The organism is Pseudomonas sp. Marseille-Q1929 (assembly GCF_017316265.1).
Classification (GTDB): Bacteria; Pseudomonadota; Gammaproteobacteria; order Pseudomonadales; family Pseudomonadaceae; genus Aquipseudomonas.
This window is the reverse complement of sequence record NZ_JAFLWU010000002.1, coordinates 471,179-486,365: the sequence shown is the minus strand read 5'-3', so window position 1 is coordinate 486,365 and position 15,187 is coordinate 471,179. Positions and strand designations below refer to the sequence as shown.

Below are 15,187 nucleotides of genomic sequence, written 5' to 3'. Positions count from 1 at the left end.
GTATCCTTAAGCGGCGCGGGGCGCCAGGCCCTGCATATCGATGGAAGGGACGTGTTGGCCGATCAATTCGGCGAGCAGTTGGCCGCTACCGCAGGCCAGGGTGAAACCCAGCGCACCATGGCCCAGGTTCAGCCACAGGTTGCGGTACTGGCTGGCGCCAATCAGCGGCACGCCGGTCGGGGTGGCCGGGCGCATGCCGGCCCATTCCACGGCCTGGGTGTAGTCGCCGGCCAGAGGAAACGTCTCAAGTGCCTGGCGTTTCATCAGCGCCAGGCGCTTGGGTTCAAGGCTGGCATCAAAACCGACGATATCCACCATGGCTGCCACCCGCAATTGCTCGCCGATGCGTGCGTAGACGATCTTGCGGTCATAGTCGGTGATGCTCACATTCGGCGCCCGGTGCTGCGCGCCAATCGGCACGCTGAGGCTGTAGCCCTTCAACGGATACAGCGGCAACGACACGCCCAAGTCGGCGCTGCGATACCCGGCGGCCAGCACCAATTGCTCGACCGGCATCACCTCATCACCCAGCTCGATGGCCTGCACCACACCGTCCGCATGACGCAGCCCAGTGACCTTGCGCCCCAGCAAAAACCGGCAACGCCCGGACGCTTCCAGCCGCGCCGCCAAGCGCTGGCAGAAGGCGTGACAGTCGGCCACCTCTTCGTTCGGCGTGTAGATCCCGCCGACAAAACCGCCCCCCGCCAACGCCGGCTCCAGGCTCGCGCAATCGGCGGCCGACAGCACTTGCTGTTGCAGGATATCGGCGACCTTGCTGCGCGCGTGTTCAAAGGAGTTGGCGCTACGAAAGGTCACCAGCTTGCCATTGCGCCGCCAGTCGAAACCGTCCAGGCGATCATCCTCGCGCCATTGCTGCAAGGTGGTCTGGCTCAGCGACGCCAGGCGCAGCAGGTGCGCGGCATTGCGCTGGTTAATCGAGCCGCGGCAGGCGCCGAGAAACGCGGCCATCCAGCGCCATTGCTGCGGGTCCAGGCGCGGGCGCAGCTTCAATGGCGAGTCACCGCGCAGCAACCAACCGATGGCTTGCAGCGGCACACCGGCATCGGCCAGCGGCGCGACATAGCGGTAGGACAATTGCCCACCGTTGGCGAAGCTGGTTTCGCTGCCCAGGCTGTCGCGGGCGTCGATCACCGTCACTTCATGGCCGGCGCGCACCAGCGCATAGGCGCTTGCCAAGCCGATAACCCCGCCACCGATGATGCAAACCTGCCTGCCCATCCCCGCCACCCATCGTTGAATTAAGAGGGCTCAAGACTAGGGGCAGGTGACAGGCCACCGACAATGAATAAAGATGGGCCACCTATAAACAAAGGTTATGGACTTGCCATGCGCCTGCGTCATATCGAAATCTTCCAGGCCATCCGCCAGACCGGCTCCGTCAGCGCGGCCGCGCAGTTGCTGCACGTGTCGCAACCGGCGGTGACCAAGGTGTTGCAGCACGCCGAGTTGCAGCTGGGTTTCCCACTGTTCCTGCGGGTACGCGGCAAATTGCAGCCCACCCCGGAAGCCCTGGCGCTGGAACGCGAAGTCGAGAAAGTCACCGAAAGCCTGCAAGGCGTGCGGCGCCTGGCCAAAAGCCTGCGCCGCGCACCGGGCCAGAGCGTGCGCATCGGCGCCATCCCCGCGCTGGCGCTGTCACTGCTGCCGCCGGCGATCCTGGAATGGAAACGCGACTACCCGGACATGGCCTGCGAACTGTCCAGCGACCACAGCCGCGAGCTGGTGCAGAAGCTGCTGATGCGTGAGATCGATCTGGCGCTGACCCTCAACTTCTCCGGGCATCCGGGGTTGACCACGCAAGTGCTGGCCAATGGCGTGCTGGTGGCGCTGGCGTCCAAAGGCTATTGGACCGACGCCGAACTGAGCGCGCCGCTGCCCTTGGCGGACCTGGCAGGTACGGCATTGATCGGCCTGTCCAGCGCCGATCCGCTGGCAGCCAAACTCGACAGCTACCTGGAAAACGTCGATCCACCGCCACGGGTCACGATCTCGGTGCAAACCTATTCCCTGGCCCGCGCCATGGTGGAATCCGGCGCCGGCCTCACGGTGATCGACCCCTTCACCGCCCTCGGCGCCTCGACGGCCACCACCAGCATCCGCACGCTGACACCGCCGCTGCCGATCACCCTGTACGCGCTGACCCGCGCGGATGAGCCGCCGCCGCATATGTTGGCGAAGTTGTTGGAGATCTTTGGCCTGCGTGCTCAAGAACTGCTGCAACGCCTGTAAGCACACCAAAGCTCCCACATTTGAATTTTGTCGGCTGTTAGAGCACGTACCGCATGATCGCCACGAAATGCAGCAAACTCCCGCCAATCACAAACAAGTGCCAGATCCCATGGGAATGCCGCAGCCGATCCTCAAGCGCAAAAAAGATGATGCCGACGGTATACAGCACCCCACCCGCCGCCAGCCAGGTAAACCCCGCCACTCCCAGCGCTGCGATCAACGGCTTGACCGCCACCAGCACAATCCAGCCCATCACCGCATAGATCACGATCGAAAGGATGCGCGCCTCGGAACGCGGCTTGATCTCCTGCAAGATGCCAATCACCGCCAGCCCCCACACAATCCCGAACAGCGTCCAGCCCCACGGGCCTCTCAAAGTCACCAGGCAAAACGGCGTGTAACTGCCGGCGATCAACAGGTAGATCGAAAAGTGATCGACCTTCTGCATGATCTCTTTCCGCCGCCCACGCACGCTGTGGTACACGGTGGACGCGCTGTACAGCACCAGCAAGGTCACGCCATAGATCGCCACGCTGACAATCTTCCAGGGGCTGCCATCCAGGCTCGCCACCACCAACATCCACACCGCCCCCGCAAAGGCCGCGACCGCGCCGAGCAAGTGGCTCCAGGCGTTGAATCGTTCACCGTGATACATGCGCCATTGACCTCCAATTCCCGTTAGCGATGAGGGGCAAGGGTCCAGCGTTGTGAAGGAGAGTGCAAGGGGCTAGCCAAAGAGTCCCAAAAAGGGACCGACAGGTCCCTTTTTGGGAACGCTCAAGGGTTAGGCCGCCGATGAGGGGGAAATCTGCTCCAGTGCTCGATCCACCAACAACTGCCCAAGCTCTGCCATTTGCTGGATCCCGAGCATGATTGCGCGCTGGGAGGTGTCCAGGTCGAAGGCAAGGTTGCAGGTCATGGCATTGAGGGACGACAGGGTTTCGCTGGCATTGACCAGCAGCGCTTCGGTGTCTTGGTGAGGGTTGACGGTGAAGAGATGAGCAGGAGGGTTGGGTGTAGGTTTGACCATGATGAAACTCCTAAACAGTCAGTAAGGAGCGCCACCGCTCGCTTGCACGCGAATGAGGGTGGCGACCGTGCGCAGGTGTGCAAGACCGGGCCTGTTTAGGACACCCAGCAGGTCCGAAGACCTCCTGCGCGCAGCCGCCATAAAGCAGCGAGCACAAAAAACGCCCGTTGGATGGCTGGGCGTTTGTACGCCTAAACAGTTTCGTCGGACTTGCACGTCCGTGTCACCGTTTTTTGCGATGACGGGACGAAGACTAGGCGCGCCGGCTGCACGCGACAAGTTCATGCCCGGCCCAAAATCTTGCAGGAAAAATCCGAGGCATCGCTCAACGTCGGCAGACAAGAAGTTTCATACAGCGTTTTAGGGTTGTTGCTCGGAGCTGACACTTTTAGCCTCTTTAGCCGAATGCCCAGCGCCATAAGAAGGATCCAGAATGCCCATACACACTCCCCCTCACCCAGGCGAAATCCTGCTTGAAGACGTGATCCCTGCCCTAGGCATCACCATCACCGAAATGGCCCGGCGTCTGGGGTTTGCTCGTGAGACGTTTTCAAGGATTTTGCACGGGCGTGCGCCGGTCAGCCCGGATTTGGCGGTGCGGCTTGAACGGGCAGGCGTGAGCACTGGGCAGCTGTGGCTGTCGATGCAGAGTGCTTATGATTTGTGGCAGGCCGAGCATCGGGAACAGCCGGTGATTGAGCGGTTTGCGCGGATTGAGTAGCGGGCACAGCACTCAAGCCTTGTGAAGATCCACTGTGGGAGCTGGCTTGCCTGCGATAGCGGCATGTCAGTCAGTGCATCAACATCTGATACACCGCTATCGCAGGCAAGCCAGCTCCCACATTCGATCTTCACAGGGCTTGCGATCAGGCCAGGCCGGACTCCACCAACAGCGCCTCCAACCCCAACAAATCCGGCACCTTCGCCACATGCTCCCCCACCTGCACCGCCGCCAGTTCCAGCGCACACAACGGCACATCTACATAACTCAACTGGCTATCCAGCTTGTAGGACCGGGGAATGCCCTGGATCACCAGCGCAATAAACTTCAACGTCGGCCGCCCACCCAAGGTGTTCAACACCACGATCCGCGAACGCTCCCCCGTCATAACCGCGTCACCACACACCGCTTCAAAGCTGATCAGCGGCAATTGCTGGTCGCGCCAGGTCACTTGGCGCAGGTACCACGGTGGCGCATCGCTGGCCGGTTCGCCGCGCTGGTAGTCGATCAGCTCGGCGATGGCCACATTGGGCAGCACCAAATGACGGTCGGCCAATGGCAGCAGCAGGCCGGTAAGTTGGCTGGTGCGGTGGTCAAGCATGGGACTTGCTCCAGTAGGCGATGCTTTCCAGCAGCACCGACTCTTGGTACGGCTTGCCGAGGTAGTCGTTGACGCCGATGGCCATGGCGCGGTCGCGGTGTTTCTGGCCGGTGCGCGAGGTGATCATGATGATCGGCAGGCGCATCAGGCGCGGGTCGTTGCGCACCTGGATGGCCACTTCGAAGCCGTCCATGCGCGGCATTTCGATGTCGAGCAGCATCAGGTCCGGGGTGTGTTCTTCGAGCACGGCGATGGCGTCGATGCCGTCCTTGGCGGTGAGCACGTTCATGCCGTTGCGTTCCAGCAGGCGGCTGGTGACTTTGCGCACCGTCACCGAGTCGTCCACCACCAGCACCAGCAGCGGGCGTTTTTTCAGCGGGTCGTTGAGCAGCAGCGGCGCATCCACCGCCTGCGCCGGCAAGGCCGGTTGGCGCGCGCGGATGTGTGCGAGCAAGTCGATGATCAGCACCACGCGGCCATCGCCGAGGATGGTCGCGCCGGACAAGCCCTGCACCCCGGCAAACTGCGGGCCCAGGCCCTTGACCACGATCTCCCGCGTGCCGGCCATGGCGTCCACATGCACCGCCACCCGCCGTTCATTGCACTGCACCAGCAGCACCGGCACCGGCTGGTACTGGCCGAGCAGTTTCGGGCGGCCGACGGTGTGCAGCAGGTCGCCCAGGTAGAACAATTCGTAGCGCTGGCCGGCGTACTCATAACGCGGCGGGTCTTGCTGATAGTGCCCGGCCAGTTCATGGGGCATGACCCGCACCAGGCCTTCGATGGTGTTGAGCGGGATCGCGTATTGATCGTCCGCGCACTGCACCATCAGCGCGCGGTTGACCGACACGGTAAACGGCAGGCGAATGCGAAAGTGCACGCCCACGCCCGGCGTCGACTCGATAAACATCGAGCCACCGAGTTGGCGCACTTCTTCATGCACCACGTCCATGCCCACGCCGCGCCCGGAAATCTGCGTGATCTTTTCCGCCGTGGAAAACCCCGGTTGCAGGATGAACTGCAACACATCGCGGTCGCTGATCTCTTGGTCCGGCGCGAGCAAACCGCGCTTGATCGCCTTGCGCCGCACAGCTTCCAGCGGCACACCGGCGCCGTCGTCACGCATGTCGAAGACGATGTCGCCGCCTTCGTGGGTCAGGTCCAGGGTGATACGGCCCTTCTCCGGCTTACCCGCCAGCAAGCGCGCATCGCGGGATTCCAGGCCATGGTCCACGGCATTGCGCAGCATGTGTTCCAGCGGCGCCGCCATGCGTTCCAGCACGTTGCGGTCCATCTCGCCTTCGGCGTTGCCGACGATGAATTCCACGTCCTTGCCCAACTCGCCCGCCACCTGCCGCACGATGCGCTTGAGGCGCGGCAACATGCGTTCGAACGGCACCATGCGCGTGCGCATCAGGCCTTCCTGCAACTCGGTGTTGATGCGCGCCTGTTGCTGCAACAGGTCGTGGGCATCGCTGTTGCGCCGGTCGAGGGTGTCCTTGAGGTCGAGCAAGTCGGAAGCGGATTCGGACAGCGCCCGGGACAGCTGCTGCAACTGTGAATGGCGGTCCATTTCCAGCGGGTCGAACTCTTCATAACCCAGGCGCTCGGCCTCGGCCTGCTGGCGGCTGAGGATGCGGCCCTGGGTTTCGGTGTCGAGTCGGCGCAGTTGGTCGCGCATGCGCTCGATGGTGGTTTCCACCTCGCTCAGGGCAATGCGTGCATCGTTGACCTGCTGCTCGATACGGCCACGGAAGATCGAGGTTTCGCCCGCCAGGTTGACCAGGTCATCCAGCAGCTCGGCGGAGATTTTCACCATGTCGGCCGCAGGGTCCACCACCGCTTCCGCCTTGCCCGCCGGCAACGCCACCGGCACCACCGGCTCGGTGCTCGGGTGCACCAGGCTTTTGATGCGCTCGATGAGTTTGTCCACCGAGCCCACCGGCAAGCCGTCCGCCACCGCGTCGACCATCTGCGCCAAACGGTCGTGGCAGCCTTGCAGCAGGGCGAACAATTCCGCCGACGGCGCGAGCAAGCCGGCCGACAAGCCTTCGTAGAGAAATTCCAGCTCGTGGGCCAGATCACCAATCGGCCCGATCTCGACCATGCGCGCGCCACCCTTGAGGGTGTGCAGGTCACGCAGCAGGGTTTCGACTTCCTGGCGGTTGCCCGGCTCGGCCTGCCAGCGCAGCAAGGCGCTGCCGGAGCTGTCGAGGATATCGGCGGCTTCTTCGAGGAAAATATCCAGCAGTTCAGGGTCGGCGCCGGGGCTTTCCACGGCCTGCACCACAGCAGCCGGTGGCGTGCTCTGGCGCAATGCCCGCACCTTGGCCACCAGCTCCGCGCTGTCACTCAGCGGCTGTTGCTGTTGCAGTTCGTCCAGTTGCAGGGCCAGGCGTTCATGGCAGGCCATCAGCACCTGGGACAGCTCGGCGGAGTAACTGTAGCGGCGGTCCACCAAGCCTTCGTAAAGCCCTTCCAGCTCATGGGCCAGCTCGGCCACCGGGGCGATTTCGGCCATGCGTGCGCCGCCCTTGAGGGTGTGCATGTCCCGTTGCAGCGACGACAGCGGCGCGACGCCGTCGGGCTCCAGCAGCCAGCGCTTGAGGGACTGCCCGGCGCTGTCGAGGATGTCCACGGCTTCTTCGAGGAAGATCTCGACGATCTCATCGTCCACCGCCGTATCCTGGTCCAGCTTCGCCGTGGCAGCGCCCAGTTCGGCGATGCTCAGCGCGCGGCTGCCGTCGCTTTTGACCAGGCCAGTGGCGGACGGGTCGAGGGCTTCGTCCAGCAGTTCGCGCAGGGCTTGCAGGCGCGCCGGCACCGGGCTGATCTCTTGGCCGGCGGCGAGTTGGTCGAGCATGTTGATCAGCGCTTCATGGGCCAGTTCGGCCTCATGGAAGAAGCGCTCGCTGACCGCCAGGCTGCTCTCTTCCACGGCGCCATACAGGTCGAGCAAGGCTTCGCACAGTTCGTCGATGGCGTGCAGGTCGGCAATGTGCGCGCCTTCCCCCAGCGTGGTCAGTTCGTCCAGCAGCGCGGTGAGTTCCTGGCGCTCGCCGGGGTGCTGTTGCCAGCGGCGCAGCAAGGTTTCGGCGTCGAGCAGGATGTCCATGCCCTGGGCCAGGAAGTTGGCGATCAACTGCGGGTCGCGCTTGATCCGCAGGCCGGTGTTGGGCGCGTCGAGCAAGGCGGCCAGTTGCTGATCGAGCAAGGCCTGGATGCGCTCGATCAGGTCCGGCGCGCCTTTGATCGGCGCCAGCGGGTCGCGGTCCAAGTGGCGCAGGCCGCGCTGGAACAGGCCTTCGGCTTCCAGCAACAGCTCCACTTCATCCAGGTCCAGCGGCAGGCGGTGCGCCTTGTATTCGCGGGTCAGGTGATCCAGCGGCCGCGCCAGTTCGGCGATGGGCAGCACACCGGCCATGTACGCACTGCCCTTGAGGGTGTGCAGGGCGCGTTGCAGTTCATCGCTGACTTGCAGCGGCATGTGTTCGGTGGCTTGTTGCAGGAAGTGGTTGAGGCTGTCCAGATGGCTCTGGGCTTCGTTGCGGAAGATCTCCAGCAGCATCGGGTCATGGGGTTCGGCGGCCGGCACGGCGGTGCCACTGGCCAACGCGTGGGCGCGGGCGGCCAGGGCGTCGACTTCATCGCGCTGGTGCTGGTCGTCGGTGGCGAAGTCGGCGATCAATTCCGGCAGCAGGGCCACCGCTTCATCCAGTACCTGTTGCACCTCTGGGCCAAGGTTCACGCTGCGCTCCAGCACGCGGTTGAGCAGGTTTTCCACGGCCCAGGCCAGCTCGGCCAGGACCAGCGCGCGGACCATACGGCCGCTGCCTTTCAAGGTGTGGAAGGCGCGGCGCATCTCGCCCAGGGCGGTTTTATCGGCCGCGCTCGCCAGGTGGCGGTGCAGCACGTCAAGGACTTCATCCGTCTCTTCGAGGAACACTTCGCGCAGTTCGTCGTCGATGGGCTCTTCGTCGGCCGGTGGCGGCAGCAGGCTGCCCGGGCGTTGCAGCGCGGGCGGGTTGAGGCGCGACGTCGGGTTGGCCAAGGCGTCAAACTGCGACTGGCTCGGCGCAGTTTCCGTCGACAGTGCACCGTCCGGCGCCACCAGCGCTTGGCGCCAGGGTTTTTCCGCGGGCAGGTAACCCAGCGCCGCCAAGGCCTGGGTGGCGGTTTCCAGGACCCGTTCGCCGTCGGCGTCCGCGTCCTGCAGCATGCGTTCGAGGTAGTACTCCAGGCTGCTGATCACGTCGGCGAAATGCGCCAGGTCGTCCGCGGACGGCGCCGTGTCATTGAGCATCAGTTCTTCATCGACGTAATCGGTGCAACCGCGCATCAGGCTCGCCGCCCGTGGCAGCGGGATCATCGCCAACGCGCCGCGCACCTGGCTGAGCAGTTCCGGCAGGGATTCCAGGCGTTGGTTGTCCCAATCGGCTTCCAGGCAGTCGATTACCAGCTCTTTGGCCTGGCGCAGGCACTGGCACGATTCGCGGATCACCAACTGGTGGATCTGCGTCAGGTCGGTGGTGGGCAAGCGGCTTTCTTCGCGGCTTTCCGGCTCGACGGTGCCGACCATCCCCGCCAGCGTCGCTTCGACGTAAAGCAACGCGCCCGCAACGTCCATCAACACGGCGTCGTTGGGTTCGCGTTGGCCTTGGGCCAGGCTCAGCACCACGGCGAGCTGGTCGATGATGACTTTGCGCGGCTGGCCGAAACCCAGTACGGCGAGGGTGTCGGCGATCTGGCGCAGCGGCGCGAGCAGCGCATCGAGGTCACTGGTGTGCTGGCGGTCACTGCGCACGAACAGGTCGAGGCGTTCCTTGACCCGCACCAGTTCTTCGCACAAGGCACCGAGCACCGAACCCATGGCATTGCGATCCGGCCCGGCCAAACGTGCGCGCTCGGCATCCACCACCGCGCTGTCGGGCAAGGCTTCATCCAGGCCGTAGCGCTCCTTGAGGCTTTGCATGCGCGGCGTAGGCCGGGTGACTTTGGCCACGTAGAACAACAGGCTCTTGAGTAAATCATCCGGCGCCGGCTGGTTGATGCCGCCGATACCTTGGGCCAGCAGACGCTTGAGTTGTTTGTCGCTGGCCTTGAGCAGGCTGCGCAGCGCCGGGCTGTTGGCGATCACGCCAGTGAGCATGCCTTCGACCAGCGCCGAGGTGACTTGCCACAGCGGCAACAACGGCGCGCCCTGGCACAGGGCTTCGAGGCGCGCGAAGACCCGCGCCATGTCTTCCAGGTTGCTCGGGCCATGGTCTTCGCGCAGCAACCCGGCGAGGGCTTGTTGCAACAGTTGGTGCCACTGGCGCAGTTGCGCTTGCAGGTCAGGCGTCGCGCGTTGGGCCAGGGCTTCGTCGGGTAACGGCGCAATCGACAGCAGTTGCGGGCTGAACAGACTGGTTTCCGACAACAGGCTTTCACCGCGCGCACTGCGCAGGTCGTTGAGCAGCGGCAGCACCACCAGCGGCAAGTCGCGGCGGGCGCTGTGTACGCGGTCGAGGTACAGCGGCAGTTGGCTGAGGGCCTGTTGCAGGAGGCGGATACTTTCATCGCGCTGGCTGACCTGCCCGGCCTGGAACGCCAGGGCCAGGTGTTCGATCTCTTCGGCCAGCAACGCCGCGCCGTAGAACTCGACCATTTGCAGGGCGCCATGCACCTGATGGATGCCGGCCAGGCACTGGGCGATGACGGCGCTGTCGCCAGTTTCGACAAACGCGTCCAGCGCCGAACGGGCCTGTTTCAGGGTTTCGGCAATGTCGCCCTTGACCCATTCGAGGGCCACGTAGTCGTGCCGATCAACCATAACTGCTCCGCTTAGAATTCGTGGGTTGCTGGTGGTGCACTGATCTCGACATCAATGGAGATCAACTGTGGGAGCTGGCTTGCCTGCGATGGCGGCGGGTCAGCTAAGCAGGTGTCGACTGGAAGACCGCTATCGCAGGCAAGCCAGCTCCCACAGGGGTTCCGCATTTCAATGGTCGGCCTGCTTGGCGGGCGGGAGGGTGAACCCCGACACCGACCTGCGCAACTGGCTGGCCATCTTCGCCAGGTTGCCGATGCTTTCGGCAGTGGCCGTCGAGCCCGACGAGGTCTGGCTGGTGATCTGCTGGATCACATTCATGGTCAGGGAAATCTGCCCCGCCGACGAGGTCTGCTGCTGCGCCGCATTGGAAATGCTCTGGATCAGCGCCGCCAGGGTTTTCGATACGCCTTCGATCTCTTCCAGGGCCACGCCGGCGTCTTGCGCCAGCCGTGCGCCGCGCACCACTTCGGTGGTGGTCTGTTCCATGGAGATGACCGCTTCGTTGGTGTCGGCCTGGATCGCGCGCACCAGGGTTTCGATCTGTCGCGTGGCCGCGGATGAACGCTCGGCCAGGCGCTGCACTTCATCGGCAACCACGGCAAAACCGCGACCGGCGTCCCCGGCCATGCTGGCCTGGATCGCGGCGTTAAGGGCAAGGATGTTGGTCTGGTCGGCGATGTCGTCGATCAGGCTGACGATGTCGCCAATCTCCTGGGACGACTCACCCAGGCGCTTGATGCGCTTGGCGGTGTCCTGGATCTGCTCGCGAATGTTGTCCATGCCGTGGATGGTGTTGTGCACCACCTCGTTGCCCTTGTTGGCGATCTCCACCGAGCGCTCCGCCACCGCCGAGGATTCGGCGGCGTTGGCCGAGACCTGGTCGATGGACTGGGCCATCTGGTTGATCGCGGTAGAGGCTTCGGCAATCTGCTGGGCCTGATGCTCCGAGGCCTGGGCCAGGTGCATGGCGGTGGCCTGGGTGTCCTGCACCGCGCCGGCGACCTGGCCGGCGGTGAGGTTGATGGTGGCGACCAGGTCGCGCAGCTGGTCCACGGAATAGTTGATCGAATCGGCGATGGTGCCGGTGAAGTCTTCGGTCACCGAGGCGGTCACGGTGAGGTCGCCGTCGGCGAGGTCTTCGATTTCATCCAGCAGGCGCATGATCGCGTTCTGGTTACGTTCGTTCTTCTCGGCGGTCTCGTGCAACTGGCGGTTGGTTTCACGCACCATCACCAGGCCGATCAGGATGATCGAGGCCAGCGCCAGCAAGCCCAGGACGTAGCCGCCGATGGTGTCGAAGGTGCGCCCGCTGGCGAGGTTTTCAAAGCCGGTGGCCAGGTGCGAGGCTTCATCAAGCAGGGTTTGCGAGAGGTTGAAGATATTGCTCGCCGAGGCGCGCACCTGGAACAGTTGCGGCGAGGTTTCGAGGATTTCATCCACGGAGCCGGAGACAAACTCGAACAGCTCCGAAATCTCCGCCAGCCGCGCGCGGGCGTCGCGGTCTTCGACCTGGGTGATGCGCAGCCCGGCGTTGCCCTGGAGCATGCCGTTGAGCACCTGGCCGAAGCGGTTGGCGTCGCGGCCAAAGGCGTCGGCGGCCTGCACGGCGGTTTCGTCGCCGGCCAACACGGTATTGACCGCACCGAGGATGCGCTCGGCCAGCAACGATTGGCGCTGGGCCAACGCCACCTGGCTGGCCGGGGCGCCGCGTTGCAGGAGAATATCGACGACCTTTTCCGACTCCATCTGCAATTGCGGCACGGTTTCGGCAAGGGTCGCGGCCACCTGGTGCAGGGACAATACCGTTTGTTCGCTGGCGAGGATGGCGTCGGTGTTTTTCAGCAGCGCTTCCCAGTCGGTCTGCACCGCGCGCATCTCGGCGCGTACCGCACTGGGTGCGGCGGGCAGGCCGGTTTCCGGGTCGCCTTTTTTCAGGTAGCCCCAGCGCTGGGCGAAGTCGTTGCGCGCCTCGCCGAGCAGTTTGAACGCGGCCGCTTTACCGGCTGCGGCTTCGGTGGCGTTCTTGGCGATGCGTTGGGACAACACGCGCAATTCACCGGCATGGCCGATGTACTGCTTGTCGTAGGTGGACTGGGTGTTGAGGTAGGCAAAGTTGGCGAACAGCAGCATGATGAACACGATCAGCGCGATAAACAGCACGATGATCTGTGAGCGGCTGCGCGAGCCGGCCTGGGGTTTTGGCGTGGTAGCAGTGGTCATGCGGCGACATCCATGAAGCCTGGGGCCTGGGCCAGAGCGAAGGGGCTGAAGACCTGCCACAGCTGATCGCCGTCGAACTGGCCCTGGATAAATGGCGCGCCGGCGCTGGCGTTCGCCAACAGCGCGTCTTGTGCGAAATGCTGCATACCCACCACCTCGTCCACCAACAGGCCGACAAACAGGTCGTTGTATTCCACCACCAGCACGCGCCGTTGCTTGCGTGCCTTGGACAACGCCTGGCCGAGGAACCCACCCAGGTCCATCACCGGCAGCAAACGCCCACGCAGGTTAGCCACTCCCTTGACCCAGGCCTTGACCCCGGGCATTAAAGTGCAACGCGGCTCATGCAGGACTTCGGCCACTTCGCCCATCGGCGCGACAAACCAATGCGCTCCCACGCGAAACCCGATCCCGCTCCAACCCTGCTGGCGGGTTTCCTGGGACGGCAGGTCGGCGGCCAGCAAGCGGCAGCGGCGGTCGATGTCCAACAACAGCTCGAAGGCGGTTTGCGACTCGGTCATGATCGCCTGCCTTCAGCCGGCCAGCACCGAGTTCAGGGTCTTGATCAGGGTCTCTTCTTCGACCGGCTTGGTCAGGTAGTCCCGAGCGCCCTGGCGGGTGCCCCAGACCTTGTCGGTTTCCTGGTCCTTGGTGGTGATGATGATCACCGGGATGTGGCTGGTTTCGGCATCCTTGGTCAACTGGCGTGTGGCCTGGAAGCCGTTCAGCCCTGGCATCACGATATCCATCAACACCGCGTCGGGCTTCTGGTCACGGGCCAGGGCCACGCCATCGGCGCCGTTCTCGGCCTTGAGGACCTGGTGGCCATGCTTTTCCAGCATGCTGGTCAATTTGTACATTTCGGTCGGCGAATCGTCGACGATCAGAACACGTGCCATGGTTTTCCCCACTACATTGGTGGACGCCGGCCCTTGTGGGGCGGTGTCAGTGTGCTTGTTCTACTGCGGCGAAGGCAGGCACGTAGGCCTTGATCGCACCCAGCAGTTCTTCCTTGCTGAACGGCTTGGTCAAAAACTGATCGACACCGACGATACGCCCCTTGGCCTTGTCGAACAGGCCGTCCTTGGAGGACAGCATGATCACCGGGATCGACTTGAACGCCGGGTTGTTCTTCACCAGGGCGCAGGTCTGATAGCCATCCAGGCGCGGCATCATGATGTCGACAAAGATAATGTGCGGGTGATGATCAACAATCCGCGCCAGGGCATCGAAACCGTCGATGGCCGTGATGACCTCGCACCCTGCGTTCTTCAACAGGGTTTCGGCGGTGCGGCGGATCGTCTTTGAATCGTCGATCACCATCACTCTCAAGGCGTTGGAATGCTGTTCCATATCTGCTCTACCATCGCCACAGCGAATCGGTTTTCGGTGTGTACTGCCTGATGTTGCACAGGATGAGCGCTAGAAGCCTTGGAATTCAAGGGCTGCTGCGCCGTGGCAGTCTTTTTAGCACAGTCTCCGGGCGCAATCTATCGAGCAACCGGCCAGGTGGTTTTTCCTTGACCCACAACAGCCGCAGCGCCACTCTGACGCCACTTTTATGCGCCCTAATTTGCTAGAGGAAATCCCCCATGAGCGTTCGCGTCGGCATTGTCATGGACCCTATCGCCAGCATTTCCTATAAAAAGGACAGCTCGCTGGCCATGCTCCTGGCCGCTCAGGCCCGTGGCTGGACCCTGTTCTATATGGAACAGCGCGACCTGTACCAGGGCGACGGCGAGGCCCGCGCGCGCATGCGCCCGTTGCAGGTGTTCGCCAACCCTGAGAAGTGGTTTGAACTGCAGGACGAAGTCGACAGCCCGCTGAGCGACCTCGACGTGATCCTGATGCGCAAGGACCCGCCGTTCGACATGGAGTTCGTCTACTCCACCTACCTGCTGGAGCAGGCCGAACGCGCCGGCGTGCTGATCGTCAACAAGCCGCAAAGCCTGCGCGACTGCAATGAAAAGCTGTTCGCCACCCTGTTCCCACAATGCACACCGCCGACCGTGGTCAGCCGCCGCGCCGACGTACTGCGTGAATTCGCCGCCAAGCACGGTGATGTGATCCTCAAGCCGCTGGACGGCATGGGCGGCACCTCGATCTTCCGTCACCGCGCCGGCGACCCGAACCTGTCGGTGATCCTCGAAACCCTGACCGCCCTGGGCACCCAGCAGATCATGGGCCAGGCCTACCTGCCGGCGATCAAGGACGGCGACAAGCGCATCCTGATGATCGACGGCGAGCCGGTGGATTACTGCCTGGCGCGCATCCCGGCAGCCGGCGAAACCCGCGGCAACCTGGCGGCCGGCGGCCGTGGTGAAGCGCGGCCGTTGTCGGACAAGGACCGGTGGATTGCTTCGCAAGTGGGTCCAACTCTGCGGGAAAAGGGACTGCTGTTTGTAGGCCTGGACGTCATCGGCGAGCACCTGACCGAAATCAACGTCACCAGCCCGACCTGCATTCGCGAGATCGACAACGCCTTCGGCACCAATATCGGCGAAATGCTGATGGCCGCCATCGAGCGCAAGCTACAAGCCAAGTGACATAGAA

The 15,187-nt window shown here is 63.6% G+C and carries 12 protein-coding genes; 3 read left to right on the top strand and 9 right to left on the bottom strand.

Annotated features, from left to right (window positions below; all coding sequences use genetic code 11):
* Positions 1–6 precede the first annotated feature (6 nt).
* Positions 7–1,239: a D-amino acid dehydrogenase gene (locus J1G37_RS05685; protein WP_207040483.1), complete on the bottom strand. Its 1,233-nt coding sequence runs from the start codon at positions 1,237–1,239 to the stop codon at positions 7–9.
* Between the two features lie 108 nt (positions 1,240–1,347).
* On the opposite strand from J1G37_RS05685, the gene J1G37_RS05680 reads away from it, so the two are divergent.
* A complete protein-coding gene (locus tag J1G37_RS05680) occupies positions 1,348–2,250 on the top strand; it encodes a LysR family transcriptional regulator (RefSeq protein WP_207040482.1) in 903 nt (300 codons plus the stop codon).
* 37 nt (positions 2,251–2,287) lie between these two features.
* Here J1G37_RS05680 and J1G37_RS05675 read toward each other — a convergent pair whose 3' ends face one another.
* A complete protein-coding gene (locus tag J1G37_RS05675) occupies positions 2,288–2,905 on the bottom strand; it encodes a hemolysin III family protein (RefSeq protein WP_017736386.1) in 618 nt (205 codons plus the stop codon).
* A 129-nt stretch (positions 2,906–3,034) separates the two neighbouring features.
* Positions 3,035–3,280: a DUF6124 family protein gene (locus J1G37_RS05670; RefSeq protein ID WP_207040481.1), complete on the bottom strand. Its 246-nt coding sequence runs from the start codon at positions 3,278–3,280 to the stop codon at positions 3,035–3,037.
* Positions 3,281–3,713: 433 nt separating this feature from the next.
* Between J1G37_RS05670 and J1G37_RS05665 the strand changes: the two genes are divergently transcribed.
* On the top strand, positions 3,714–4,001 hold the full coding sequence (locus J1G37_RS05665; protein WP_207040480.1) for a HigA family addiction module antitoxin: 288 nt from the start codon (positions 3,714–3,716) through the stop codon (positions 3,999–4,001).
* 145 nt (positions 4,002–4,146) lie between these two features.
* Here J1G37_RS05665 and J1G37_RS05660 read toward each other — a convergent pair whose 3' ends face one another.
* The 6 genes from J1G37_RS05660 to pilG form a co-directional block, all read right to left on the bottom strand.
* The gene (locus tag J1G37_RS05660) at positions 4,147–4,602 is read right to left on the bottom strand and encodes a chemotaxis protein CheW (RefSeq protein ID WP_207040479.1); all 456 of its coding nucleotides are present in this window, start codon (positions 4,600–4,602) and stop codon (positions 4,147–4,149) included.
* Positions 4,595–10,414, bottom strand: a complete 5,820-nt coding sequence (locus tag J1G37_RS05655; protein ID WP_207040478.1) for an Hpt domain-containing protein — start codon at positions 10,412–10,414, stop codon at positions 4,595–4,597. The genes J1G37_RS05660 and J1G37_RS05655 overlap by 8 nt, the downstream gene beginning before the upstream one ends.
* A gap of 168 nt (positions 10,415–10,582) precedes the next feature.
* A complete protein-coding gene (locus J1G37_RS05650; protein ID WP_124527299.1) occupies positions 10,583–12,634 on the bottom strand; it encodes a methyl-accepting chemotaxis protein in 2,052 nt (683 codons plus the stop codon).
* On the bottom strand, positions 12,631–13,155 hold the full coding sequence (locus J1G37_RS05645; RefSeq protein ID WP_017739428.1) for a chemotaxis protein CheW: 525 nt from the start codon (positions 13,153–13,155) through the stop codon (positions 12,631–12,633). Before J1G37_RS05645 ends, J1G37_RS05650 begins: the two co-directional genes overlap by 4 nt.
* A gap of 12 nt (positions 13,156–13,167) precedes the next feature.
* Entirely contained in the window at positions 13,168–13,533 is a 366-nt protein-coding gene (gene pilH, locus J1G37_RS05640) for a twitching motility response regulator PilH (RefSeq protein WP_124527300.1), read from the bottom strand.
* A gap of 46 nt (positions 13,534–13,579) precedes the next feature.
* Positions 13,580–13,987, bottom strand: coding sequence for a twitching motility response regulator PilG (gene pilG / locus J1G37_RS05635; protein ID WP_026137140.1), 408 nt, complete (start codon positions 13,985–13,987; stop codon positions 13,580–13,582).
* 239 nt (positions 13,988–14,226) lie between these two features.
* Between pilG and gshB the strand changes: the two genes are divergently transcribed.
* Complete coding sequence (gene gshB, locus J1G37_RS05630; RefSeq protein WP_124527301.1) at positions 14,227–15,180, top strand: glutathione synthase; 954 nt, start codon at positions 14,227–14,229, stop codon at positions 15,178–15,180.
* Positions 15,181–15,187: the final 7 nt, after the last annotated feature.